This is a genomic window from Ensifer sp. CCNWLY38 (assembly GCF_037120565.1).
Lineage (GTDB): Bacteria > Pseudomonadota > Alphaproteobacteria > Rhizobiales > Rhizobiaceae > Ensifer > Ensifer adhaerens_H.
In genome coordinates, this window is record NZ_JBBBBO010000002.1 from 185,357 (window position 1) to 208,027 (window position 22,671).

26 protein-coding genes, 1 tRNA gene and 1 pseudogene are annotated in these 22,671 nt (G+C 61.7%); 17 read left to right on the plus strand and 11 right to left on the minus strand.

Features of this window, described 5'->3' with window-relative positions; all coding sequences use genetic code 11:
• The first annotated feature begins 183 nt into the window (after nt 1-183).
• Nucleotides 184-1,452, plus strand: a complete 1,269-nt coding sequence (locus V7S54_RS05090) for a diguanylate cyclase (RefSeq protein WP_336408426.1) — start codon at nt 184-186, stop codon at nt 1,450-1,452.
• A gap of 123 nt (nt 1,453-1,575) precedes the next feature.
• On the plus strand, nt 1,576-2,058 hold the full coding sequence (locus V7S54_RS05095) for a VOC family protein (protein WP_065376585.1): 483 nt from the start codon (nt 1,576-1,578) through the stop codon (nt 2,056-2,058).
• A 157-nt stretch (nt 2,059-2,215) separates the two neighbouring features.
• Here the strand turns inward: V7S54_RS05095 and V7S54_RS05100 are convergent, their stop codons facing one another.
• Nucleotides 2,216-2,815, minus strand: a complete 600-nt coding sequence (locus V7S54_RS05100; RefSeq protein WP_065376584.1) for a YdeI/OmpD-associated family protein — start codon at nt 2,813-2,815, stop codon at nt 2,216-2,218.
• A 386-nt stretch (nt 2,816-3,201) separates the two neighbouring features.
• On the minus strand, nt 3,202-4,206 hold the full coding sequence (locus V7S54_RS05105; protein WP_057254457.1) for a GlxA family transcriptional regulator: 1,005 nt from the start codon (nt 4,204-4,206) through the stop codon (nt 3,202-3,204).
• Between the two features lie 464 nt (nt 4,207-4,670).
• Here V7S54_RS05105 and V7S54_RS05110 point away from each other — a divergent pair, with 464 nt between their 5' ends.
• Nucleotides 4,671-4,898: a hypothetical protein gene (locus tag V7S54_RS05110; RefSeq protein WP_065376583.1), complete on the plus strand. Its 228-nt coding sequence runs from the start codon at nt 4,671-4,673 to the stop codon at nt 4,896-4,898.
• A gap of 111 nt (nt 4,899-5,009) precedes the next feature.
• Here V7S54_RS05110 and V7S54_RS05115 read toward each other — a convergent pair whose 3' ends face one another.
• Both V7S54_RS05115 and V7S54_RS05120 read right to left on the minus strand, forming a co-directional pair.
• Nucleotides 5,010-5,213: a hypothetical protein gene (locus V7S54_RS05115; protein WP_057254070.1), complete on the minus strand. Its 204-nt coding sequence runs from the start codon at nt 5,211-5,213 to the stop codon at nt 5,010-5,012.
• Nucleotides 5,214-5,312: 99 nt separating this feature from the next.
• Nucleotides 5,313-5,591, minus strand: coding sequence for a hypothetical protein (locus V7S54_RS05120; protein ID WP_065376582.1), 279 nt, complete (start codon nt 5,589-5,591; stop codon nt 5,313-5,315).
• A gap of 112 nt (nt 5,592-5,703) precedes the next feature.
• Between V7S54_RS05120 and V7S54_RS05125 the strand changes: the two genes are divergently transcribed.
• The 4 genes from V7S54_RS05125 to V7S54_RS05140 all read left to right on the plus strand — a co-directional run bounded on the left by V7S54_RS05125 (nt 5,704) and on the right by V7S54_RS05140 (nt 8,471).
• Complete coding sequence (locus V7S54_RS05125; RefSeq protein WP_057254074.1) at nt 5,704-6,594, plus strand: LysR substrate-binding domain-containing protein; 891 nt, start codon at nt 5,704-5,706, stop codon at nt 6,592-6,594.
• 73 nt (nt 6,595-6,667) lie between these two features.
• Nucleotides 6,668-7,315, plus strand: a complete 648-nt coding sequence (locus tag V7S54_RS05130) for a VIT1/CCC1 transporter family protein (protein WP_065376581.1) — start codon at nt 6,668-6,670, stop codon at nt 7,313-7,315.
• A 174-nt stretch (nt 7,316-7,489) separates the two neighbouring features.
• Complete coding sequence (locus tag V7S54_RS05135; RefSeq protein WP_065376580.1) at nt 7,490-7,921, plus strand: VOC family protein; 432 nt, start codon at nt 7,490-7,492, stop codon at nt 7,919-7,921.
• 313 nt (nt 7,922-8,234) lie between these two features.
• Complete coding sequence (locus tag V7S54_RS05140) at nt 8,235-8,471, plus strand: hypothetical protein (protein WP_082616074.1); 237 nt, start codon at nt 8,235-8,237, stop codon at nt 8,469-8,471.
• A 290-nt stretch (nt 8,472-8,761) separates the two neighbouring features.
• Here V7S54_RS05140 and V7S54_RS05145 read toward each other — a convergent pair whose 3' ends face one another.
• Nucleotides 8,762-9,418: a GntR family transcriptional regulator gene (locus V7S54_RS05145; protein WP_058327032.1), complete on the minus strand. Its 657-nt coding sequence runs from the start codon at nt 9,416-9,418 to the stop codon at nt 8,762-8,764.
• Between the two features lie 234 nt (nt 9,419-9,652).
• Between V7S54_RS05145 and V7S54_RS05150 the strand changes: the two genes are divergently transcribed.
• The 8 genes and pseudogenes from V7S54_RS05150 to V7S54_RS05185 all read left to right on the plus strand — a co-directional run bounded on the left by V7S54_RS05150 (nt 9,653) and on the right by V7S54_RS05185 (nt 16,103).
• A complete protein-coding gene (locus V7S54_RS05150) occupies nt 9,653-11,077 on the plus strand; it encodes a M20 family metallopeptidase (protein ID WP_065376579.1) in 1,425 nt (474 codons plus the stop codon).
• Between the two features lie 32 nt (nt 11,078-11,109).
• Entirely contained in the window at nt 11,110-11,829 is a 720-nt protein-coding gene (locus V7S54_RS05155; protein WP_336408425.1) for an ABC transporter permease, read from the plus strand.
• Nucleotides 11,829-12,551, plus strand: a complete 723-nt coding sequence (locus V7S54_RS05160) for an ABC transporter permease (protein WP_336408424.1) — start codon at nt 11,829-11,831, stop codon at nt 12,549-12,551. Before V7S54_RS05155 ends, V7S54_RS05160 begins: the two co-directional genes overlap by 1 nt.
• Before the next feature lie 2 nt (nt 12,552-12,553).
• Nucleotides 12,554-13,330, plus strand: coding sequence for an ABC transporter ATP-binding protein (locus V7S54_RS05165; protein ID WP_336408435.1), 777 nt, complete (start codon nt 12,554-12,556; stop codon nt 13,328-13,330).
• A 72-nt stretch (nt 13,331-13,402) separates the two neighbouring features.
• A pseudogene (locus V7S54_RS05170) lies at nt 13,403-14,259 on the plus strand (transporter substrate-binding domain-containing protein).
• Between the two features lie 113 nt (nt 14,260-14,372).
• Complete coding sequence (locus tag V7S54_RS05175; protein WP_065376574.1) at nt 14,373-14,711, plus strand: ArsR/SmtB family transcription factor; 339 nt, start codon at nt 14,373-14,375, stop codon at nt 14,709-14,711.
• A 63-nt stretch (nt 14,712-14,774) separates the two neighbouring features.
• Nucleotides 14,775-15,242 carry an SRPBCC family protein gene (locus tag V7S54_RS05180; RefSeq protein ID WP_065376573.1) on the plus strand — a complete coding sequence of 156 codons (468 nt, stop codon included), beginning with the start codon at nt 14,775-14,777 and terminating at the stop codon, nt 15,240-15,242.
• A gap of 375 nt (nt 15,243-15,617) precedes the next feature.
• Nucleotides 15,618-16,103, plus strand: coding sequence for a BA14K family protein (locus tag V7S54_RS05185; protein ID WP_065376572.1), 486 nt, complete (start codon nt 15,618-15,620; stop codon nt 16,101-16,103).
• A 220-nt stretch (nt 16,104-16,323) separates the two neighbouring features.
• On the opposite strand, the gene V7S54_RS05190 is transcribed toward V7S54_RS05185, so the two are convergent.
• Together V7S54_RS05190 and V7S54_RS05195 are read right to left on the minus strand one after the other, a co-directional pair.
• Complete coding sequence (locus tag V7S54_RS05190) at nt 16,324-16,635, minus strand: hypothetical protein (protein WP_065376571.1); 312 nt, start codon at nt 16,633-16,635, stop codon at nt 16,324-16,326.
• A gap of 348 nt (nt 16,636-16,983) precedes the next feature.
• A complete protein-coding gene (locus V7S54_RS05195) occupies nt 16,984-17,163 on the minus strand; it encodes a hypothetical protein (RefSeq protein WP_065376570.1) in 180 nt (59 codons plus the stop codon).
• A 184-nt stretch (nt 17,164-17,347) separates the two neighbouring features.
• Here V7S54_RS05195 and V7S54_RS05200 point away from each other — a divergent pair.
• Nucleotides 17,348-17,421: transfer RNA gene (locus tag V7S54_RS05200), tRNA-Leu, on the plus strand.
• 3 nt (nt 17,422-17,424) lie between these two features.
• Here the strand turns inward: V7S54_RS05200 and V7S54_RS05205 are convergent.
• Nucleotides 17,425-17,649 (minus strand): hypothetical protein, encoded by a 225-nt coding sequence (locus tag V7S54_RS05205; protein ID WP_065376569.1) that lies wholly within the window; start codon nt 17,647-17,649, stop codon nt 17,425-17,427.
• Nucleotides 17,650-18,552: 903 nt separating this feature from the next.
• Nucleotides 18,553-19,437 (minus strand): hypothetical protein, encoded by an 885-nt coding sequence (locus V7S54_RS05210; protein ID WP_065376567.1) that lies wholly within the window; start codon nt 19,435-19,437, stop codon nt 18,553-18,555.
• A gap of 97 nt (nt 19,438-19,534) precedes the next feature.
• Between V7S54_RS05210 and V7S54_RS05215 the strand changes: the two genes are divergently transcribed.
• Nucleotides 19,535-19,843 (plus strand): putative metallopeptidase, encoded by a 309-nt coding sequence (locus V7S54_RS05215; RefSeq protein ID WP_336408423.1) that lies wholly within the window; start codon nt 19,535-19,537, stop codon nt 19,841-19,843.
• A 150-nt stretch (nt 19,844-19,993) separates the two neighbouring features.
• On the opposite strand, the gene V7S54_RS05220 is transcribed toward V7S54_RS05215, so the two are convergent.
• Nucleotides 19,994-22,066 carry an ASKHA domain-containing protein gene (locus V7S54_RS05220; protein WP_065376565.1) on the minus strand — a complete coding sequence of 691 codons (2,073 nt, stop codon included), beginning with the start codon at nt 22,064-22,066 and terminating at the stop codon, nt 19,994-19,996.
• A gap of 154 nt (nt 22,067-22,220) precedes the next feature.
• Nucleotides 22,221-22,553 (minus strand): hypothetical protein, encoded by a 333-nt coding sequence (locus tag V7S54_RS05225; protein ID WP_065376564.1) that lies wholly within the window; start codon nt 22,551-22,553, stop codon nt 22,221-22,223.
• Between the last annotated feature and the right edge of the window lie 118 nt (nt 22,554-22,671).

Genomic DNA, 22,671 nt, shown 5'->3' on the forward strand with positions numbered 1-22,671 from the left:
CACACCAGACCACGCCGGCCAATGGGTCGGTGCGGTCAGTGGCAGGATCTATTCATATATTCGGAGCCAGCGTCACCCCCTTCAAGGGAAGCACGCCTGCGGCTCGAGAGGGGTTGCAGGGACGTGAGATTGCGCCGCACGCCAGGCCGGCTGAATTCTGTGCAAAAGCACAGCGACAAGCGCATGCTCCTTGTCGAAGATTCCCGGATGTTCGCGACGGCGCTGAAATACGGGCTCGAGTCCGTCCACGGCATCCGCGTCACCCATTGCAGCTCGCTTGCGGCGCTCAGGGAAGCGCTGGAGCAGGCGCCGGAAAGCTTCTCGCTCGCAGTGCTCGACCTCAACCTGCCGGACGCGCCCAATTGCGAGGCGCTCGAATTCGTGCTTGCCCATCAGGTGCCGGCCGTCGTCTTCACCGCGGCCTTCAACGACCAAACGCGCGAAGAAATCCTCGGGCGCGGCGTGCTCGATTGCGTCATCAAACATCAGCCTGAATCGATCAATCTCCTGATCGGCGCCGTCGACCGGGCGCTTACCAATGGCAAGACGACGGTGCTGCTTGCCGATTCCGATACCGCCTCGCGCAGCGAGCTTGCCGGTATCCTGAGAAGGCAGCGCATCTCCGTCTGCGAGGTCGCGTCCGCTGCCGATGCGCTGCAGGTGCTCGACAGCGGCGAAGCGGTTGATCTGGTCGTCACCGATCTCGATCTCGCCGATATGACCGGTGCCGCCCTGCTTGCCGAAGTGGAACGCCGGCAGGGCGATGGCGCGCTGCCGGTGATCGGGCTCTCCGACAGCGGTGACCGAAGAGCGGGCGCCCGCTTTCTCGAAGCAGGCGGTACCGATTTCATCCAGAAACCGTTCCTCGAAGCGGAGTTCAACGGCCGCATCGCGCAAGCCGCTGGCGTGCAAAAGCGCCTGCAGACGCTGCAGCGCCAGGCGGCGAGCGACTATCTCACCGATCTCTACAACCGCCGTCACTTCTTCCTTGCCGGCCCGCGCCTGGTGGAGCAGTGCCTGAGGCGCGGCGAGCCGACGGCGATCGCCATACTCGATATCGACCATTTCAAGCGGCTCAACGACACCTACGGCCACGAGATCGGCGACATCGTGCTGAGACACGTGGCCAAACGGCTGGCAGCCCTCGTCGGCGACGAGCATCTGCTTGCCCGCCTCGGCGGCGAGGAGTTCGGCATCCTCTTCAACGGCTGCGATGTGCGCCGCGCCTTCGCCTTCTGCGACGGGCTGAGGATGGAGCTGGCGAAATCCCGCATCGTCGCCGACGACGAGGAACTGACGATCACCGTCTCGATCGGCCTTGCGACCATCGAGACGCCGGAAGCCTTCGAGAACTACCTGCACGCCGCCGACCAGTTTCTCTATATGGCCAAACATGCGGGCCGAAACCGGGTGATCTCCGAGCTCGCTCTGCTCGACGCGCTGGCGTCGTAAGCTCCCGGGCCGAGCCGCAGACCGGCCTTCAGAAAAAAGATGCGCCACGTGTCGACTTGGAACGAAGTCGAACGTCCTTCGGTTACTCGCACATGCTCAAGCGGTACGAAGAGGAGCCGACAGATGACGAATGTTGTTTCAAATCTCTGGTTTGCGAAGGAGGCGCGCGAGGCGGTCGACTTCTATATTTCCCTCGTTCCCAACTCGGCGATCACGCGCATCACCACCTTGCCGGCGGAAAGCCCGAGCGGACCGCCCGGTAGCGTTCAGGTCATCGAGTTCATGCTTGGCAATCAGCAGTTCATGGCACTCGAAGCCGGGCCGCTCGATCCGTTCAACCATGCCTTCTCGATCATGATCCAGTGCGACAGCCAGGAGGAGATCGACCGGCTGTGGAGCGCGATCCTCGATAACGGCGGAGAACCCGAGCAATGCGGCTGGATCCGCGACCGCTGGGGCCTCTGCTGGCAGATCGCGCCGCGGGTGCTTGGCGACATGGTCGCCCATTCGGACCGTGCACGTGCCAAGCGCGCGACGGAAGCCATGCTCGGCATGATCAAGCTCGACATCGCCGAACTGGAACGCGCTTTTCACGGGCAGGGATAGCGAAAGGCGCTTGTCGTACCGGCCGTGGGGCCGTCGCTCGGCCTCGTCGTGCTCGGCCTCTTTCCGGGCAACGAAGGCGCGATCCGTTTCGGGCCTCCGGCGGTGCCGGGTTGCGAGGGTGCAGGCCGGCGCTTCGGTCGCGCTCCGCAATTGCCTTTCATTTGCTTTTTTGCGGATAGATCGTCTCGCCCCGCTTCAGCATCTCGACAAGGGTCTCGATCTTCTTCTTGCGGCCGGCCTCGGTCTTCATGTTGTGGGTGCGAAAGGCCAGCGCGAAGCGGTTCTGGGCGCTGAGTGTTGCCAGCATTTCTTTCGCCTTGGGCTCGGCATCGATCGCCGCCTGCAGGTCGCTGGGGATTTTCATGTCCTTGCCGCTTCCATAGGCACGGTCCCAGCGCCCGTCGGCCTTGGCGGCCTCCACCTGTTTGAGGCCGTGCTCCGTCATGCGTCCCTCCGCAATCAGCCGCGCGACATTGTCGACGTTGATCTTGCTCCAGATGCTTTTCTTGCCGCGCGGCGAATAGCGCTGCAGGAAGCTCTTCTCGTCCAGCCCTTTGCGCACGCCATCGATCCAGCCCCAGCAAAGCACCACATCGATCGCCTCCTTGGGCGTGATCGACACGAGCCCGGAGCCGACCTTGTGGGTCTTGATCCAGACTTCGTCTTCGCTCTGATGATGGGCGCTGAGCCAGTCATAGAAGCTCTGGGCATCCTTAAATTCGCGGACCTTGGCGGGATCGATCTCAACCGGTGCCATATGACGCGTTGCTCCTGATGGTGATGATGGGGTCTGCGGCAGAGCCAATGTCCTGCGGCTCGGGCATGATTCGCGGATGCCGCAAACAGTCATATCTCAGCGGTGAGCGTGCAAGCTGTACTTCGTGCCGACCGGGGCGCGGTGACAAAACCAGGGCGATAAAGGCGCGGGAGCAGAAGCGGGGTGCGGCGTGCCGACCTCTCTTCTCGTCATCCTCGGACTCGACCCGAGGATCCATGCCGCACGGCGCGTTGGTGCCTGGATGCTCGGGTCAAGCCCGAGCATGACGGAGAGGGGGGCTCGCAGCCGGTAAACTTTGCAGCCCGTGTCGCAAAACGAAAAAGGGCGGATCGCTCCGCCCTTCGCACTTGTCTTTATGTCGTTCTTTACCGCGCCATCTGCAGCGTCAGCTTGCGGTCCGCGCGCTCCTGCTGCGGTGAACGATTGTAGAGTTCGCGATAACACTTGGAGAAATGCGAGGCGGAGACGAAGCCGCAGGCTACGGCGACTTCGACGACCGGCATCGACGACTGGATCAGCAGGTGCCGGGCGCGGTCGAGGCGGATCTCCAAGTAGTAGCGGGCCGGCGACCGGCCCATTTCCTGGCGGAAAAGCCGTTCGATCTGGCGGCGCGAGAGATCGGCGCCCTCGGCGATTTCGAGCAGCGACAGCGGCTCGGCGAGGTTTGCCTCCATCAATTCGATGATCGACAGCACCTTGGCATTCTGCACGCCGAGGCGGGCGCGCAGCGGCAGGCGCTGGCGGTCATGCGGCCCGCGCACCCGGTCGGTCAGCGCCTGTTCGCAGACGCGGTTGACGAGGTTCTCGCCAAAATCCTGGTCGATCAGGTTCAGCATCATGTCGAGCGAGGCGGTGCCGCCGGCGCAGGTATAGATGTTGCTGTCGATCTCGTAGAGGTCGGCATAGACGTCGACCTGCGGAAAGCTTTCGGAAAAGCCCGGCAGGTTTTCCCAGTGGATGGCGCAGCGCTTGCCGGTCAAAAGGCCGGCAGACGCCAGCACATGGGCGCCGGTGCAGAGGCTGCCGACGGCGACGCCGCGATTGTAGACCTCGCGCAGCCAGGCATTGACCGACTTGTTGTTGAAATCCTCGACATAGATGCCGGAACAGACCAGCACCATCGACGGGCGGTTCTCGCCGCCGAGAAACTTGCGCTCGTCGGCAAGCGACGAATTGACCTCGAGCGCGATGCCGCTCGACGACAGGACTTTTTCGCCGTCGGACGAAGCGAGGCGCCAGGTATAGGCCTCGTAGCCGAGCATGCGGTTGGCGATGCGGAGCGTTTCGATCGCCGCCGAAAAGGGCAGCATGGAAAAGTTCGGCACCAGGAAGAAGACGAGAGAACGCTTTTTGGTCAGTGGCTTGTTCATGAGGCTTCCCATGCTTGGCGATGGCGTATATTCGTCGCTTGGAAGATACTCTTCGGCTTGTCTGTTTGCGACATTGGCATGGAAAGCAACGACCGCAAAGAGATTTCGCATTGCGACATAGCTCGGCAAAAGGCGATTCGGCCGGTCTTTCAGGCTTTTGTAAGGAAAGCGACAGTTTTTACAGCGCAGCTGACGCTATCGGACAAGAACTGCCAGAGATACGCAACATTCGCAAAGCGCGCGCCAGAGTTGTGTTTGCCGATTGCGACCTTTCGGGCGGGTTTCCCGGTGTCGGTATGAGACAAGTCGGTCCTCGATAGCGGGCGAGGGCGCAGAGCCGGCCGTGCCGCGATCGGCTATAGGAAATGCGGGGGGCGGGATTACGGACACCTCGCGCCTCTGGCGGCGCGCGTTTTCCATACTACATGCATAGCTACCGAAACATCCGACGGGGTGGTTTTTGCATGAGACCGGACAAAGCGACCGCCACTCGCCTGGTATCGTTGGTCCGAGTGCTGTGGGCCGCTTCAATCATCACGACCGCAACCGCCGTCGGAGCCTATTCAGGCTGGCAGGACCACGGCATCACCGGAGCCCTGGAGGTCGGATTGGCGAGTTTCGTCGCCGGCTGCTGCCTCAGTTCACCGTCGCTTCTTCTGCAACTGCTGGCTTACGCTGTTTTTCCCGATTGACGGTGGCGGGGAGCGAGCACACCCATAAAGGAAAAGGGCACCGCCCGATTTGGCGATGCCCTTTGCTGTATCCGGCTGCTTTGACCGGCCCGGGGCCGGTCAAGCCGTCGTTCATTGTTCGGTCTTATGCACCGCATCGTCCACCGACGGGAAGCCGATGTCCTTCAGCGTGTCATAGGACAGGTTTTCCAGTGCCCGTTCCTGGCGGTGACGCTTCCACGCTGCCCAGGCACGGACGCGCAGGTTGAAGAGACCCGGAAGGGACGAGTGGGAGGATGCCCGTTCCGAGGCCGATGAAAACTGAATGTTGGACATTTCATGGCTCCTTCTGAGTGTCTCAGCAGGTCGCGACCATAATCGTATATATGGCGCAACCCGATCTATCATTCCAACGAATATGTTTGATGCTTTCCATCAAACTTGGTGATTGATTAGCGGGTCCGCAAACATCACGTCGTCGCGGACTCTCTTCGGCAGTTTTGCCAGTTCGCGCCGGGCTTCCACCCGATTTCGTGCGATCTGCTTTTCGCGTCTCTGCCGGACAACGCCGTCGAGTACGGCGATCACTTGGGTAAGGGTGTTGAGGACCATGTCGTTGCTCCTTCGATGCTGAATCTGTACCACTGCCTGCGACGCAGGGCTGTTACACAGGGAACTCTGTCGAGTGGCGATAACAAGCGCGGCGGTGGACATGGGCTTCTCCTTCCTTCCTCGTCCTTGAGCTTGACTATCGGTCATTGCTGATGTTCAATCAAACGAAATGAAGTGAACTTATCTTTCAGTTTTTCTGATCGAGGATGCCGCCATGAACATGATGATGCGCCACGCGCTACCGCTTCTTGAAATGGATGTGCTGAAGACGTTTGTCGCCATCGCCGAGACCGGCAATTTCACCACCGCTGCCGAAACCGTCTATCGCACCCCGTCTGCGGTCTCGATGCAGATCAAGAAGCTCGAGGAAATGCTCGGCAGCACGCTCTTCCTGCGTGACGCGCGCTCGGTGACGCTGACGCCGAAAGGGGAAATGCTGCTCGGCTTTGCCCGCCGGCTGCTGTCGCTCAACAATGAAACGGTGTCGCGCTTCCTGCTGCCGGACATGAATGGCGTCGTGCGTGTCGGTGCGCCCGAGGATGTCGGCGAGCGCATCCTGCCCGAAGTGCTGAAGCGTTTTGCGGAGTCCTATCCGAACGTGACGATCGACGTGTCGATCGGCATGAGCAATGCGATGCGCAAGAAGGTCGACGAGCACCGGCTCGACATTGCCATCTTCAACAGCCTCACCGAGGGAACGCCGAGAAACGGCGAAATCCTGATGCAGGAGAAGCTGGTCTGGGCCGGCGCCAAGTGCGGCAACGCACATCTGAAGGATCCGCTGCCGGTGTCGATGTGGGAGGATGGCTGCGTCTGGCGGGCAGATGCGGTGGAGAAACTGTCGCGCGCGGGCCGCAAGTTCCGCATCGCTTTCCTGAGCGCCTATACGACCGGCCAGCGCGCCGCCGTTCTCGCCGGCCTCGCGATCGCGCCGCTGCCGCGCTACCTCGTCCAGGGCGAAATGGTGCAACTCGGCGAACGCGACGGCCTGCCGGATCTCGGCCACTACAATATCGGCCTGCAGGTGATCACTGACGCGCCGGCGCCGGTGCTGGCGGTAGCAGATCACGTGCGTGACGCTTTCGCCGACCTGCAGATGCAATAGGGGGTCGCATGCGGTTCGCCGCCTTCTGCCTCCTGTCTTCCACCCTTCGGTTCTTCTCGCGGGGCGAACTACCTTGAGCGACCAAACGCGTCCCGTTCTCGATCCGATCGATCGCCTCTCGGAGATCATCTTCGGGCTGCTGATGGCGCTTTCCTTCACGGGAACGATGAGCACGGTTACGGGCAGCGAGGGTGGGGTCAATGCCGTGCTCGTCGCCGCCCTCGGCTGCAACGTCGCCTGGGGCATCGTCGATGGCGTCATGTATGTGCTGACGACGGCGGTCGAGAGAGCGCGTCGCCGCGGCTTTATCGAGACGCTTCGGCGCGAGCCGCTTGATCGCGCCCGCGAAAAGTTTCTCGAAAGCCTGCCGGATGACGTGCGCCGCGTATCCTCGTCAAAGGAGACCGAGGCGCTGCTGCTCCGGGTGAGGGCGCTTGCCTCCGATCCCAGGCACAGGGCGGTGACGGGGCATGACCTGAAGGCGGCTTTCGCCATCTTCCTGCTCGTCGTCACCTCGACGCTGCCGCCCAGCATTCCCTTCCTGTTGATCGACGATGTCGCGCTGGCGATGCGCGTTTCGAACGGCATCGCGCTCGCCATGCTCTTCGTCGTCGGCGCGCGGCTCGGGCAATATATGGGACGCAGCCCCTGGCCCATGGCCTTCGCGATGACGGCGATCGGCGCGGTGCTGGTGGCGGTGACGATCCTGTTTGGCGGTTAGCTTTCGCCGCAGGCGCCGCGCTCAGGTTAATCGCGACCGGCGTTCCAACTCATGGAGTCCTCTACTCCGTGGGTGTGCGTGCCCAAGCGTGCCCAAAGACCTGTGTCGGCCGACAGCAGCCCCTTTTGCTTTCCCGACCAATCGGTACGATTGCCTCTTCACCTGGATAGCCACATGAAGCTCGCACACATCAACTTGGTCGCCCGCGACGCGGATGCACTCGCAGCGTTTTACATGAACGTCTTAAAATGCGAGCCCCTTCGCGAACCCAGGATGTTGTCCGGAGAAAAAGTGTCGAGAGGCAATGGGGTTGCCAACTCCGAGATATACACGATCTGGCTCAAGTTCCCCGCACTCGACCGCCCCTTCCTGGAAATACATGAGCACAAGGCCATACATGATCGGAGCCAGCCAAGGGTAAACGAGCCTGGCTTTGGGCACCTGTCATTCCAGATGGACGATATTCGCGCTGTGCTGTCAGAGGTCATTCAGGCAGGTGGAAGCCAGATTGGCGAGATCACGGACTTTGGGACGAAGGATAAGCCGTATCTTATTGCCTATGCACGCGATCCCGAGGGGAACATTCTCGAGCTTGAGCAAGCCTGAAATGGCCGAGCAGATCACCGCTTCTGGCGAGAAGCGGCCGTGGCGTCTCGACCGAAAGGGGCTACTGCATGTTTCCTTTAATTGTAGCCGGTTAAAGGACAAAAACATGCAGCAATTCAAAGCGCTACAGCGACCTTTGCGCGTCTGATAAGACGCGCGGCGCTGTAGTTCCTGGTCTGCTTCCGGTGCCGCATTTTCGAAAGCGGACGCGATGCTGCAATCCATCGTCACCCATTGACGTGGGCATTTTTCTTCACAATAGGGTCAAGCTGACGAATGTGGCGAGCGCCAGCCACACAGCAACAGGAGTGTAATCGTGAGCGAACCGACCGTAGCAGATGCAACAAACCGCATTTATGAATCGCTGCAGGCGGACAATGCCGACATTGACATGCATATTGCGACCCTCAAGGCAGCGTTGGCGCGGGAGGGTTTGAAAGAAGCCGTATTCGACCCGGCCAGGCTCGTGCAGAACAACCGTTCCGGCAGGAAGCTGATGCAGGCATACTTTCGCCAGCGCGGCGTGACGGTGAAATTCGCGGCTTCGTGAAGCCTTCGCATGACGTCAAACGGGGCCAGTATGACGGCTGACTTGATTATCCTCGTTGAGGCCTGACAGCGAGCTTTGGCCTTCGGACTCGAACTGAAGTGCCGCGTCCGCTGTCGTCCCGGGACCTGCCTGCTTGAGCAGGACCGCTATGGAAGCCGCGCAATCACGCGGCTTCAAAATCCGGCAGCCTGAAGCTCGAGTTGTTTAAGGCCTCCCCCTTGGCGCACAGTTGCCGTCGGCGGGGCGGCGAACCGGTCGCCTGCCCGGCGAAGCGCCGAAAGGCCAGACGCTCAGGTCCTGATCGGCGCCTGGCGGATGTGGATTTCGATCAGCCGTTTCAGTTCAGCCAGATCCCTGGCTTCCAGCGCATCGACCATCAGGTGGTGCTCGCGCGCGGATTGCTCGATGCGGGCCCGCGTGCGCCATTGCGAAACCGGGGCCGATACCGTTCGCTGGCGAATTTCGGCGACGACGTCGACGAGCTCGGAATTGCCGGCAAGAAGCAGAAGCGCGCGGTGGAAGGCGAGGTTGGCGTCGTAGTGCTCCATGATGGAGCCGCGGAACGACATTTCGTCGAACCGACGGGCGAGCCCGCGCAGTTCGGCAATGGCCGCCGGCGTGACATTGGCGATCATCCGGTCGGCGACGCCGGTCTCCAGGATCACGCGGATATCGCTGATCTCCCGCGTGCGCTGGTCGTCAAGTTCGTAGACCTGGTAGCCGCGGTTGGGATTGTGCTGCACCAGCCGGCGCTGCGACAGCCGGTCAAGCGCCCGGCGCACCTCCGGCCGGGTGCAATCGTAGCGGCGCTCCAGGTCGATCTGCTTGAGCCAGGTGCCCGCCGGCAATGTCCCGGTCAGGATGTCGTGCAGCAACAGGTCGGTGACATCCTTCTTCTCCTCGGGCTTTTCCTCGGCCGCCAGCATTTCCGTCAGATCGTCGCTCATTCCCTGCCTTACACTCTTTTGCCGCGCGGCGCCTGCTGCGGACGAATTGGTTCCATTTTTGGAGAAACTATGATGCTGCCCTGGACAATTCAATGCGCCAGAACGGCATTCCTTGCCCGTCTTTCGTTGTTGTGCACATCGGTCGAAATGTTTCACGACCCTCTTGTGTATCCGAAAATGTTATCATAAATTGGCGCCAATTCTGGTTACTATTGTTGCGGAAGTTAGTAAACGATGAAAAATGCCGATGCCGTCTGGGACCTCCTCGAAGCCAAGCGCGAGCGGTTTTTCGTGCTCAGCGACCGGGTCTGGGATACGCCGGAAACCAACTACGAGGAGTTTCGCTCGTCGGCCGAACATGCGCGCCTCCTGGAGGCCGAGGGTTTCCGCGTGTCGCGTGGCATTGCCGGCATGCCGACGGCGGTCATGGGCGAGGCGGGCGAGGGCGGGCCGGTCATTGCCATCCTCGGCGAGTTCGATGCGCTGCCGGGATTGAGCCAGGAGGCCGGCGTTGCCGAGGAGCGGCCGCTTACCGAGGGCGGTAATGGCCACGGCTGCGGCCACAATCTGCTCGGTGCCGGCTCGATGATGGCGGCCACCGCGGTCAAGGATTATCTCGCTGCCAACGGCATCAAGGGCCGGGTCCGCTATTACGGTTGCCCGGCGGAAGAGGGCGGCTCGTCCAAGGGCTTCATGGTGCGCGCCGGCGTGTTCGACGATGTCGACATCGCCATTTCCTGGCACCCGGCGCCCTTTGCCGGTGTCAACAACCCGATTTCGCTCGCCTGCAACGAGCTCGACTTCCGCTTCAGCGGCCGGGCGTCGCATGCCTCGGCGGCCCCCCATCTCGGCCGCAGCGCGCTCGATGCGCTCGAACTGATGAATGTCGGCGTCAACTACTTGCGTGAACACATGCCGTCTTCGGCGCGGATCCACTATGCGGTGACCGATACGGGCGGCAATGCGCCCAACGTGGTGCAGGCCCGGGCGAAGGCGCGCTATCTCGTCCGCGCCCGTAGCCTGCCGGAGCTGCTTGACCTCGTCGAACGCGTCCGCAGCGTGGCGAAGGGTGCAGCGCTGATGACGGGAACGACGGTCACGGACGAGATCGTCAGCGGCGACGCCAACCTGATCGGCAACACGCCGCTCGAGGCGCTGATGCATCGCCAGCTCGAGCATCTGGGGCCGCCTGAGTTCGATGGGGACGACCGCAGGATGGCGGCCAAATTCCAGGAGACCTTCACAAACGAGGATATCGCCTCCGCCTTCGAGCGGTTCGGCCTGAAACTGCGCCGAGGCGTTTCGCTCTGCGACACGATCTTCCCGCCGGAAAACGGCGCCGGAACCCTCGTCGGCTCCACCGATGTCGGAACGGTCAGTTGGGTGGTGCCGACGGTGCAGATGCGCGGCGCAACTTACGCGATCGGCACGCCCGGCCACTCCTGGCAGTTGGTCGCGCAAGGAAAGCTTCCGGCTGCCCACAAGGGCATGGAGCATGCTGCCAAGGTGATGGCGAGCACGGCGGTCGAGCTGATCCTCGATCCGGCGCTGATCGCCGCCGCCAGGGCCGACCATGCGGCGCGGCTGGAGGGCACGCCCTTCGTCAATCCCATTCCAGATGATGTCGACCCGCCGATCCCCGGGGGTAGCCATGGTTAAGTCATCGATCGAGAGCGAAGGGAGGCGCTGCGATGACTGAGCCCGGTTTCCTTGACATCATCAGCTTCGGGCCTGACGGCTGGGGGCCGGCGCTGGCGGCCGGCGCGTGGATGACGATCCTGATCGCGATCGCAGGTTTTGCGATCGGCGGCGTCATCGGCACCTTCGGTGCCTGGGCGAAAATCTCCGGCGGCCCGGTCGTCCGGAAGTGCGCTGAAGCCTACACCACCATTCTTCGCGGCATTCCCGACCTGCTGGTCATCTATCTCTTCTATTTTGGCGGCAGCGCCGTGGTGACCGCCGTTGGCCAATTGTTCGGCGCGGAGGGTTTCGTCAGCTTCCCGGGTTTCCTCGCCGGCGCACTTGCGGTCGGCATCACCTCGGGCGCCCAGCAGACCGAGGTCTATCGTGGCGCCTTTCGCGCCGTCCATCCGGGTGAACTGGAGGCCGCGACCGCCTGCGGCATGGGGCGGCTGCTCAAGCTCCGCCGCATCACCGCGCCGCTGACGCTGCGTTATGCGCTGCCCGGGCTCGGCAATGTCTGGCAGGTGGTGCTAAAGGAATCGGCGCTGGTCTCGGTCACGGGCGTCGTCGAACTGCTGCGCCAGGCGCAGATCGGCGCCGGATCGACCAGCCGCCCGTTCGACTTCTTCTTCATCGCGGCGATGATCTATCTCGCCATTTCCACGGTCACGGGCCTCGTTCTTCAGGTCACCGAGCGCCGGTTCTCGCGCGGCGTCAGGAGGGGCTGATGGATATCAAATTCGCCCTCGAAACCTTCTGGAGCCTGCTTGCGGCGCTGCCGCTGACGCTGGAGCTTGCCGTCACCTCGATTGTGCTCGGCTCGGTGCTGGCCCTGGGGCTGGCGCTATCGCGCCTGTCCGGCATTCTCGCGCTCGATCTCTTTGCCCGCGTCTATGTGTTCCTGTTTCGCGGAACGCCGCTGCTCGTGCAGATCTTCCTGATCTATTACGGTCTCAGCCAGTTTCCGGCCGTGCGCCACAGCATTTTCTGGCCGATACTGCGTGAACCCTACTGGTGCGCGGTGCTGGCACTGATGCTGAACACGGCCGCCTATGCCAGCGAGATCATCCGCGGCGGGCTGCTTTCGGTGCCGCACGGCCAGGTCGAGGCGGCGCGGGCCTGTGGCATGGGTCGCTTCATGATCTTCCGCCGCATCGTCATGCCGCAGGCGCTTCGCCAGGCGCTGCCCGGCTATGGCAACGAGATGATCTCCATGGTCAAGGCAACCTCGCTCGCCTCGATCATCACGCTGATGGAAATCACCGGCGTCGCTGCCAAGCTCATTTCGGAGAGCTACCGGGTGATCGAGGTCTTCGTCGTCGCGGGGGTCATCTATCTCGCCATCAACTTCGCGCTGACCCGGCTCGTCGCTTTCGCCGAACACAGGCTCAATCCGCAACTGCGCGCGCCGCTGGCGATCTCTGCCCAACTCAAGGGAGAAGCCCATTGAACATGTCCGCCGCCGTCACTGCACCGGTTGCCATCCGCGTGCACGATCTTCACAAGAGCTTCGGCCCCGTCGAAGTGCTGAAAGGCGTGTCACTTGACGCACGCGAGGGGGAAGTGATTTCCATTCTCGGATCCTCCGGCTCCGGCAAGTCGACGCTGCTTCGCTGCATCAACATGCTGGAGGTGCCGAATTCGGGCACGATCGAGGTCGCCGGCGAGGCGATCCGGCTGAAAACGCTGAGCGACGGGCGCAGCCGTCCGGCCGATCAGAAGCAGGTGGACCGCCTCCGCTCCGAACTCGGCATGGTGTTCCAGAGCTTCAATCTCTGGTCCCACAAGACCGTGCTCGAAAACGTCATCGAGGCGCCGGTGCATGTGCTGAAGCGCCCGCGCGCCGAGGCCGTGGAAGAGGCCGAAGCGCTGCTTGCCAAGGTCGGCATCGCCGACAAGCGCAACCACTATCCCTCGCATCTCTCCGGCGGCCAGCAGCAGCGCGCCGCGATCGCCCGCGCGCTTGCGATGCGCCCGAAGGCGATGCTGTTCGACGAACCCACCTCGGCGCTCGATCCGGAACTGGTGGGCGAGGTGTTGCGCGTCATGCGGGGGCTGGCCGAAGAAGGGCGGACCATGCTGGTGGTGACCCACGAGATGGGCTTTGCCCGGGACGTCTCGAGCCGCGTCGTGTTCGTGCACAAGGGAACGATCGAGGAGGAGGGACCGCCGCACGAGGTCTTCACCCGTTCGAAGTCCGAACGCTTCCGCCAGTTCATCAAGAGTTGAGATCTGCCGCGAGCTGCAGACCGATTACCAACAACCAAACCAATCAACATCCACAAAAAGGGGAATGCTGTAATGAAAAAGATGACCGCAATCATGGCTTCGGCGCTTGCCGTTGCCGCGGGGCTGATGTCCATGCCGGCTCAGGCCGAAGACAAGAAGTGGACGAAGATCACGATCGCCACCGAAGGCGCCTTTCCGCCCTACAATCTGACGAAGGCGGACGGCACCCTCGACGGCTACGAGATCGAGCTCAGCAAGGTTCTCTGCGAGCATATGAAGGTCGAGTGCACCATCATCGCGCAGTCCTTCGACGGCCTGATCCCGGCGCTCAACGCCGGCAAGTTCGACGCGATCATGGCCGGCATGTCGGCAACCGAAAAGCGCAAGGAAGTCATCGACTTCTCGATGTCCTACGGCAGCACCGGCCAGGCCTTCGCGACGTTGAAGGGCGGCGAGCTGGAAACGCTGCCGATGAAGGGCGAACTGTTCTCGCTCGCCTCCAACGAGGCCGGCGCGCGCAAGGCGGTCGATGAATTGAAGCCGCTGGTCGAAGGCAAGACGATCGGCGTCCAGACCGCCTCGATCGCCGCGCGCTTCATCGACGAATACCTGAAGGACGTCGTCGAGGTGCGCGAATACAAGACGACCGAGCAGCACGACCTCGATCTCGTCGCCGGCCGCGTCGATTTCGTCATGGCGTCGATGGGCTATCTGAAGACCGCGGTCGAAAAGCCCGCCAACAGCGACATGGTCATCGTCGGCCCGCGCTTCCAGGGCGGCTTCCTCGGCGCCGGCAGCTCCGTCGGCTTGCGCAAGAGCGATACCGAGCTGAAGGCGCTGTTTGACGACGCCATCGCCGCCGCCAGGCCGACGGCACCATCAAGCGCCTGTCCGAAAAGTGGTTCGGCTTCGACCTGACGCCGCAATAATCCGCGGTCGTCACCGCTCTCGACCCAAGCGCCGCGTGTTCCGCTGAACGCGCGGCGCTTTTGCGTGGCGGCGCTAGCGGTTGACTCTCATAAGTAGTGTCTTATTATAAGTCATGACTTATGAAGGAAAAGTGCTCACTGCGCTCGCGGACCCGACGCGCCGGGCGATCTTCGAGAAGCTTGCCAAGGGACGTTCCTCGGTTGCTGATGTCGCCCGGTCCCTGCCGGTCTCGCAGCCGGCGATCTCGCAGCATCTGAAGGTGCTGAAGGAGGCGGGGCTGGTCACCGACGAGCCTCAGGGCCAGAGGCGCATCTATTCGATCGATCCGGCGGGCCTTGGGCCGCTCAGGCAATGGCTGGATCGCTTCTGGGAGGATCAGCTCGCCGCCTTCAAGGCGCTGGCCGACGGCGACGAGGCTTCGGGAACTGAGCCGAGGGCACCGGAGCGATAGGGGGCGGAAGCCCTACAGTCGACACGCCTCCACCGTGACCACGTCAGCAACGGGAGGAAGGACATGCAGAGGATCGAACCGGCGCCGGTGCGCAAATCCGTAACCGTCAGCGCTCCTCCGGAGCGCGCCTTCGAGATCTTCGTCGCGCGCATGGGCGACTGGTGGCTGAAGACCCACAGCCTGACGGCGAGCGGCCAGAGGGCTGTTATCGTCGAACCCGCCGCCGGCGGCCGTTGGTATGAGGTGGGCACTTCGGGCGAGGAAAAGGACTGGGGGCGGGTGCTCGCTTACGAGCCGCCGAAGCGGATCCTCTTCGCCTGGCAGCTCAATGCCGACTGGAATTTCGATGCGGAATTTCAAACCGAGGTGGAGGTGACCTTCGAACCGACGCCGGAAGGCGGCACCACCGTGCGGCTCGAACATCGCGACCTCGCCAACTACGGCGCGAAGGCGGAGGTGGCTCGTGCCTCGCTCGATTCCGAAGGTGGCTGGGCAGGGCTGCTCGCAGCGTTTGCGGAGAAGGTGGGGTGAAGTGTCGAGCCCGGTTGGTTCGGCGTCGCATCGAGGGCGGCGCGCTTCCAACCTTGTTTCGAACACAATCGCCCCGTATATACCCGGCCATCGGTATTGCTTATGAGCGCTGAAAATTCTCGCCGCTCGCAATCGCCGCGTCGCTTTAGACTTTTGACCACGGATGTACTGGCACTGGTGTAAGAGCGATGATGAGGAAGGTCGGTGCGATTTCGCCCCGGCCTTTTTTGTTGCCCCACTACGGAATGATGATCTTCATCTGGTCATGGGCTCCCGCTGCTTTGAGGATCGACGCTGCGCCAAGCTACGCACGTTCATCTGAGGTTCATGACGGGTGCCGGAAAATGACCCGACGAAAAACAGTTGGATGATGCCATGAAAAGAATAGGTGCAGTACTCGTAGCCGCGGCTACGGCACTGTCGGCGGTCTCGGCGCAGGCCGTGCCCATGTCTCCCGTTTCGGTGGGGCAGTCAGTTTCCCAGCCGGTCGAGTTGATCCACCACAAGCCAGGTCACTACGGCGGACCGCCGCACAAGCGCGGGTATAACGGCTACCGCTACGGCGGCAACCGTTACAATGCGGGTCCACGATACGGCTATTACAATGGCTACGAGGGCTACCGCTACCGTCGCGACGGGTACCGTCGGCACAGTGACGGGTGGTGGTATCCTCTGGCGGCATTCGGGGCCGGAGTGGTTATCGGTGGCGCGATCGCGCAGCCGCCCCGCAGGGTCTATTCCAACGCGCCGTCTGCGCATGTCGAATGGTGCTATGACCGCTACCGTTCGTACAACGCCTATGACAACACTTTCCAGCCCTATTACGGGCCGCGCCAGGAATGCGTGTCGCCGTATTACTGATCGGCACGCCTGCTTGACGGTGGCCATGGGTTCGAAGCCTTGATGGCCATCGATGCGCCCTGTGGCCGCCTTCGTCCGCCGCCAGTTTGCCCTTCGGCAATGACGGCGGCCGAAAAGCTTCGGGACGGCCGTCGTCTCCACCTTCCGACCAATCTGGTGGGTTGCCCGATTTCCCGCGAGGAGCGGCAGGGTTGGCGGCCGAGAGCGTTGCGGCGAGCCCTTACTTGGTCGGTGTCGGCCGCACCAGCGTGACGACGCGTGGCTTCGAGGGCGCATCCAGCCATTCGATCCACTTGTCCCGCTCCTCGATCGTGTCGAAGAACCGCCAGAGCTTGTAATCTTCTTCGGTCGTCTGCAGCATCTCGCCGAGCGAGACGAGCTCCATCGGCAGTTCCACCTCGTTGCCGTCGTAGCGAATGAAATAGATGCCTTCGGCGGCGAGACGGATGATCTGGCCGGTGCCATAGGTGCCATCGGGATCGTCGACGGTAAAGTACATGCCGGTCAGGGTGTCGAAAACTTTGTCGTTCATAGGTTTTGGATGCCAGTTCAAAGAATACGATTCATCAGACCGTCGCCTGCCGCTGGAATTAAGGCAAGCTGAAATATCGAGTGTCCACGTCTGGTGAAGAGTAAGATAGCCCAGGCTGGGCAAGCGCGACCACCCAATGACCGCCGTTTATGCGGTAGGGTGGTCGGGAAAAAGGCGAGGCTGCTGCACAACCAAAAGGCGGTTCGCTGTTTCGCCTACGTTCCTCACCCATTTGGGTTAGAGCCGCGCGCGTGGGCTTGTTCCGTACCGCAGCCGTTCTGCACTCGTTCGAGGATATTTCAGAAGTTGTGATTGTGACGACGTAGAGCAGTCCGAAAGCTCGCCAGTCTAGCTTGGGGCGAACACCAGAATGATAGCGATAACGATCAAAAGCGGCCCCATCCATCGAAAATGCTTTGTGAGCTGAACGAGCCAAGGAACTTGAGTGTTCGTCTGAACGTAGCCAAAGCCTGCCGCCGTCATCCAGAGACCGGCGCCAAACATGATTATCTGATCGATGTTACCCATCTGCCATCCCCCCAATGTGTGTGCCGGTCTCGAAAACGCTCAGCGCAAAAAGTTCGCGCGGTCCGCGTCCAATAGCAAGTGGTGAATTCTCTGCCCACAACCGGCTGGTGTCGGCGTAGCTCGCCAGCCTCATAAGCTAGAGGTTGCAGGTTCGCATCCTGTCGCCGCAACCATTCTCAGGCTTTCAGGCTTAGCCAAGCGGTAAGGCATCGGTCTTAGGTACCGACATCCCACGTTCGAACCGTGGAGCCTGAACCAAAGTCATTGCGCCGGAGAGAAACTCGGCGCGTCGTCGCCTTCGCCGTGCGCAAGGAACTGCATCAGCGCGGATATGAGTTGCGCCGCCGTCGCACGATCGAGCATGACCTCAACGACCTCTTCTTGTTCTGCCATGAGTTGAAGGCGACCAAGCAGCGGATCAGTAGAGATCACTTCAATGTCGTTGCCTTGGTATTCGGCCTCAAGCGTTGCCCACTCGTTCCCCATCGTCATCTCCTCCAGACTTCATATTAGCAAGGGACGATAAATGGCTTTGTCGCAAGGGCAAACCTCAACCCGAAAGGAACGAGGTTCGACTATATGAGCACCTCAACGTGCGCGACCACCAATGGCCGACTGTGCGGGAGGGTGGTCGCGCTAATAGGCTTTATTGAGCAGGCGTCGTGGTTGAAGGTTGCGTCGTAGATGGCTGAGTAGTGGACGGTGTCGTCGTCGACGGCTCAGACGTCGATGGTGTCGTGGTCGATGGCTGTGTGGTCGTCGGCTCCGTAGTCGATGGAGTGGTTGTCGACGGTTGAGATGTCGTCGGCTCAGTCGTGGTCGCCGGCGGTGTCGCAGTTTCCGTAGCCGTCTCCTTCTTTGGCATTAGAAGGACGACGAGGATGATGACCACCACGGCAAGAATTATTCCAAGGACGGTATTACGGCTCATGCTTGGCTCCTCTTGGATGCATCCGACTCGCGAATTGTATCACGGCAACCAAAACCGGAGATGAACAGGATCCCGCATGCCTGAATAGGGAGCCGGACCTTTGGCCCGGTCCTCGATGACTCAGTTTGAGCGCGACGCGCGACCTTTTAGCACCACGACCAGTAAGGCAGCAGCCACAAGGGTACCAAGGGTAGCGCCTACGCCACCAACCAGCATCAGTGCGTAGAATTCGAAAGGGTCTTCGTTGGCGGTCAATACGACGGCGCCGCGCCTGTGGACCTCGCCGGCAATGAGCGCATCGATAACCCCATAGAGAGCCCCAGGACCTATTGACGCGGCACCGATAGTAATGAGGATTTTGTGGAGCGGCCCTCCGGAGAGAAGACGCTCACAAATCTCTCGGAGTTTATCCCGCCGTTTCGTCGTTCCAGGCATACGTCAGATGCTTCCCCGATGTCTCAACTTGTGCCCTCAGGAGTGGGTAGAGGTGGCGACACCAGAGATTGATCCAAAAACGCAAGCCATCTGATGAAGGCCATCCCTTGGCTTACCATAAGGATCGCAGTCTCCGCCGGTGGCGAAGTTGGTTCTTCATTCCCTGGCTCGTGCCGGTAGAAGTGGATACTGGCAACCCAGTCGCGGAAGGATTCAACCTGTTTCTGTGAACTGCGCTGAGCGTACGGGTCCCCGGCGTAGACGCGGTCAATGGTGGGCTTTAGGTGTGTCTGGATCTCCGCGACGTTCAATTGGAGGGGGCGTTGAAAAGTGAGCTTAAATAACCCTTCGGTTGCCGAGAAAACCGATCGGACGGCGTGCTTATAGTCCGGCGGTGTTTCGTCCAGTGCTTGCAGCATCGCATCAAGATTCGAGCGGACATTATCGTACCGAGCGCTTCCTAGCCCGGAGATTAGTGTCACTCGCGCGCCTTCGAACGCAGCGTCTACTTTGAGGTGCACACCTCCCCCATCGTCGATTCGATAGGAGACTTTTTCCTCTTCGAAGACCTCGCGAGCATCGCGCAGAAAACGTTCGCGCAAAATGCGGGTACGATCAGGTTGGAATGAGTTATTGAGGGTGCCGTACAGGATCGTGATGGCATCCAGAAAGTCTCGAAGCTCCATCTTCTCGAGAATTCCTGGCCAGTAAGTCGGGTAGCGATAGTTTACCGGCACTGAGATCCCGAGTTTTTTGGCGAGAACTATGCCGAAGGTCTCCTTGTCCATGTACTCGACGAATACGTGGCCCATACGCATGCGGGCGCGCTTGCTGTCTGGCAAGAGTTCGTTCGGCTGCATGTAAACCTGAGAAAATCTTCGCCCGACAGGCGCAACTGCGTTCGTCATCATCTTCCCCCATCTTGGGTTGAGAACTATCGAATGGGCCGGTGGCTGACAAGGGCGCCGCAACTGCGGCTATGGGTGAAAACTCAGTGGTGATTTGATGCGTCCACAACCGCCATCGACAATGTTCGACGACAATACCTCGCCCGCTTTCACCACTGCGGAAGACATGCCAGACTGGGTGGACGCGATGTTTCTCGACCCATCGTCTCCGGTCCACAATCCGGACCATCTCCACCTCAGCTTCGCCGACATCGGCTACCTCTGGACCACGGTCGGCAACAGCAAGAAGGGCCGCCGCGTAATCGGCCAGTGCGAGACAGGATCTCCGCAGGGCACGATGGGCAAGTGGTCACGCGCCCGGGTTGAGATCGGCCAGATCCCTGATTTCATCATCGCTGGACGCTGACTACTGCAGGGGATGCGGAGACGCCGGGTTCATGGCTCTGGTCGAGCACTGGGTCTATCACGCCGCCCAGGACGTCGATGCTTTCGGCGCACGCGATAACGGATCCGATTCTGCAGGCGCCAAGACTTATCTCGCGTCCGCCCGCTCTTCCTATTCCCGGCTGCGTCTCCGCCGGCGGCCGCCGCCATCGCCATCATCCGCCGCCACCTTGCGCTCCGGCAAAGTCACCACAGCGGAGAGCTTCGGGAAGGCGTCGACCTTGTTCGGCATCGCCATGGCGTTGATGAAATGCTCCTGAAATTTTGATTCAAGCGCCGTCTCTATCTTCTCGATTTTGCTGACGGTTTGCTCGACCTCGCGGCGGTGGCCGCGGTTCAGGAGCGCCATGAGCGCGCCGGTGCCGGCGGCGTTGCCGACGGCCTTCACTTCCTCAAGGTCGCAATCCGGGATCAGCCCCAGCACCATCGCGTATTTCGGGTCGATGAAGGAGCCGAAGGCGCCGGCGAAGCGGATGGTGTCGACATGGTCGACATCAAGCTTTTCCATGAGCAGCTTGATGCCGGCATAAAGCGCTGCCTTGGCGAGCTGGATGGCGCGGATGTCGTTCTGCGTCACGGTAATGCGCTGTTCGCCCTCGTGCAGCAGATAGGAGAAGGTGCGGCCGTTGGGGATGATGCGCGGGCTTTTCGCCGCCATCGCGCCATCGACGACGCCATCCTGCGAGATGATGCCGGAAAGGTACATCTCGGCGACGATCTCGATGATCGCCGAGCCGCAGATGCCTGTCACGCCGACGGAGGCGGCCGCCTCGGCAAAACCTTCCTCGTCCGACCACTTGTCGACGCCGATCACCCGGAAGCGCGGTTCCAGCGTTTCGGGGTCGATACGCACGCGCTCGATGGCGCCGGGGGCGGCGCGCTGGCCCGAGGAGATTTCAGCACCCTCGAAGGCGGGGCCGGTGGGTGACGAGGCGGCGACGACGCGGTCCTTGTTGCCGAGCACGATCTCGGCATTGGTGCCGACATCGACGAGCAGCATCATCTTGTCCTGGCGATAGGGGCCCTCGGCAAGCGTCGCACCCGCGGCATCGGCGCCGACATGACCGGCGATGCAGGGCAGCATGTAAAGCCGGGCGCCGCGGTTGACGTCGATGTCGATCTCATGTGCCCAGTATTGCAGCGCGCCGGACACGGCGAGTGCAAACGGCGCCTGGCCGAGCTCGGTCGGGTCGATGCCGAGGAACAGGTGGTGCATGATCGGGTTGCCGACGAAGACCATGTCGAGAATGTCGTGACGGTCGACTTCACCTTCGGCGCAGACCTTGCCGATCAGGCCATTGACCGCCTCGCGCACCGCCTTTGTCATGGCTTCCCGACCGTCCGGGTTCATCATCACATAGGAGACGCGGCTCATCAGGTCTTCGCCGAAGCGGATCTGCGGGTTCGACGTGCCCGAGGAGCCGACGATGCGGCCCGAAAGCAACGAGACCAGATGCATGGCGATGGTCGTCGAGCCGATGTCGCAGGCAACACCATAGGCCTCGTTCTTCAGGCCCGGCCACAGGCCGACGATGAAGGGGCGCGAGGAATCCATGTCGCGGTGGATCGCGGCGGTGACCGCCCAGTTGCCCTTGCGCAGGATGGTCTGCACTTGCGGGATCAGGTGCGGCGCGATCAGGAGATCCTTCCAGCCCCAGTCCTTCTCCAGCATCACCTTCAGCCGGTCGAGGTCGCCGAGCGGCTTGTGCATGTCGGGCTCGTCCACCTCGACATAGCAGAGCTGGACGGCGGCATTGCGCTCAATGACCCGGTCGGTTGCGGCCTTGCGAACGACCTGGGCGTTGATGACGGTATCCTGCGGCACGTCGATGACGAGGTCGCCGAGGATCTGGGCGGAACAGGAGAGGCGGCGGCCATCGGGCAGGCCGCGGATCTTCTCGTAGCGATCTTCCTTGGCGCCCTTTTCCGAGATGTGCTCGTTGGAAGAAACGATCTTGTGCTTGGCGAAGTTACCTTCCTGCACCACGATCTGACAGCGCCCGCAGGTGGCGCGGCCGCCGCACACACTTTCGACATAGACGCCGAGCTTGCGGGCGGCATCGAGAACCGGGGTGCCGACCGGGAAGCGGCCGCGTTTGCCCGAAGGCATGAACAGCACCAGAGGTTCCTTTTGCGCGGCTTCGGTCATGTTGGTCTCGATCTCGGAAGTGCCTTCGATGCGCATGCTCTAGTCTTTCGTCAGGTCCGCTTCAACAGGTGAGCGAAGCACGGCTAAACGGTTTCAGACTGCACCGGAACGCCGCCCGATAGTTGTCCAATCCCGACATGGAAGCATCTGTTTCAAACAGTTAAGGCGTGAGGCTTGGCGGCCGGTCAGGCTACTTGCGCGACAGACGCCGGGCGTTGCTGCGCACCCGCTTGCCATAGGGCCTCAGAGCGGCGGAAGCAATCGCCGTGCCGTGGCCGGAGGCCGCGCCGCCGGCCATCAGCCGCAGCGTGTTGTCGAAGGCAGCTTTCCAAAGGGCCATGTTCACGGCCATGACGCTTTCCGCTGAGGCCGCGATCTTCTCGGAGATCATGCGGTGAAGCTCGGTTACGTCGTGGGACTTGCCCGTAAGCGCCGCCATCTGCATTTCCTGCAGCCGGATGGCGATGACGAAGGGTGCTTCGAACCAGAGGGTCGCGGCATCGAGGCGAAGGCGGCGTGTCATGGGTGATCCCTTGTGCTGCGAGGTGGGGTGCCGAAGTCGGTGTTACAGCGCTCCCGTTTGTATCACCGCGAATGCGACGGGAGGAGGGCGGCGACGAGACGCGGATGGCTTCTCATGC

Excerpts from the sequence above, each read along its gene's own strand:
- V7S54_RS05090 (WP_336408426.1), top strand. The coding sequence starts at position 184 with ATGCTCCTTGTCGAAGATTCCCGGATGTTCGCGACGGCGCTGAAATAC.
- V7S54_RS05095 (WP_065376585.1), top strand. The coding sequence starts at position 1,576 with ATGACGAATGTTGTTTCAAATCTCTGGTTTGCGAAGGAGGCGCGCGAG.
- V7S54_RS05100 (WP_065376584.1), bottom strand. The coding sequence starts at position 2,815 with ATGGCACCGGTTGAGATCGATCCCGCCAAGGTCCGCGAATTTAAGGAT.
- V7S54_RS05105 (WP_057254457.1), bottom strand. The coding sequence starts at position 4,206 with ATGAACAAGCCACTGACCAAAAAGCGTTCTCTCGTCTTCTTCCTGGTG.
- V7S54_RS05110 (WP_065376583.1), top strand. The coding sequence starts at position 4,671 with ATGAGACCGGACAAAGCGACCGCCACTCGCCTGGTATCGTTGGTCCGA.
- V7S54_RS05115 (WP_057254070.1), bottom strand. The coding sequence starts at position 5,213 with ATGTCCAACATTCAGTTTTCATCGGCCTCGGAACGGGCATCCTCCCAC.
- V7S54_RS05120 (WP_065376582.1), bottom strand. The coding sequence starts at position 5,591 with ATGTCCACCGCCGCGCTTGTTATCGCCACTCGACAGAGTTCCCTGTGT.
- V7S54_RS05125 (WP_057254074.1), top strand. The coding sequence starts at position 5,704 with ATGAACATGATGATGCGCCACGCGCTACCGCTTCTTGAAATGGATGTG.
- V7S54_RS05135 (WP_065376580.1), top strand. The coding sequence starts at position 7,490 with ATGAAGCTCGCACACATCAACTTGGTCGCCCGCGACGCGGATGCACTC.
- V7S54_RS05145 (WP_058327032.1), bottom strand. The coding sequence starts at position 9,418 with ATGAGCGACGATCTGACGGAAATGCTGGCGGCCGAGGAAAAGCCCGAG.
- V7S54_RS05150 (WP_065376579.1), top strand. The coding sequence starts at position 9,653 with ATGAAAAATGCCGATGCCGTCTGGGACCTCCTCGAAGCCAAGCGCGAG.
- V7S54_RS05155 (WP_336408425.1), top strand. The coding sequence starts at position 11,110 with ATGACTGAGCCCGGTTTCCTTGACATCATCAGCTTCGGGCCTGACGGC.
- V7S54_RS05160 (WP_336408424.1), top strand. The coding sequence starts at position 11,829 with ATGGATATCAAATTCGCCCTCGAAACCTTCTGGAGCCTGCTTGCGGCG.
- V7S54_RS05165 (WP_336408435.1), top strand. The coding sequence starts at position 12,554 with ATGTCCGCCGCCGTCACTGCACCGGTTGCCATCCGCGTGCACGATCTT.
- V7S54_RS05175 (WP_065376574.1), top strand. The coding sequence starts at position 14,373 with ATGACTTATGAAGGAAAAGTGCTCACTGCGCTCGCGGACCCGACGCGC.
- V7S54_RS05180 (WP_065376573.1), top strand. The coding sequence starts at position 14,775 with ATGCAGAGGATCGAACCGGCGCCGGTGCGCAAATCCGTAACCGTCAGC.
- V7S54_RS05185 (WP_065376572.1), top strand. The coding sequence starts at position 15,618 with ATGAAAAGAATAGGTGCAGTACTCGTAGCCGCGGCTACGGCACTGTCG.
- V7S54_RS05190 (WP_065376571.1), bottom strand. The coding sequence starts at position 16,635 with ATGAACGACAAAGTTTTCGACACCCTGACCGGCATGTACTTTACCGTC.
- V7S54_RS05195 (WP_065376570.1), bottom strand. The coding sequence starts at position 17,163 with ATGGGTAACATCGATCAGATAATCATGTTTGGCGCCGGTCTCTGGATG.
- V7S54_RS05205 (WP_065376569.1), bottom strand. The coding sequence starts at position 17,649 with ATGGGGAACGAGTGGGCAACGCTTGAGGCCGAATACCAAGGCAACGAC.
- V7S54_RS05210 (WP_065376567.1), bottom strand. The coding sequence starts at position 19,437 with ATGACGAACGCAGTTGCGCCTGTCGGGCGAAGATTTTCTCAGGTTTAC.
- V7S54_RS05215 (WP_336408423.1), top strand. The coding sequence starts at position 19,535 with ATGCGTCCACAACCGCCATCGACAATGTTCGACGACAATACCTCGCCC.
- V7S54_RS05220 (WP_065376565.1), bottom strand. The coding sequence starts at position 22,066 with ATGCGCATCGAAGGCACTTCCGAGATCGAGACCAACATGACCGAAGCC.
- V7S54_RS05225 (WP_065376564.1), bottom strand. The coding sequence starts at position 22,553 with ATGACACGCCGCCTTCGCCTCGATGCCGCGACCCTCTGGTTCGAAGCA.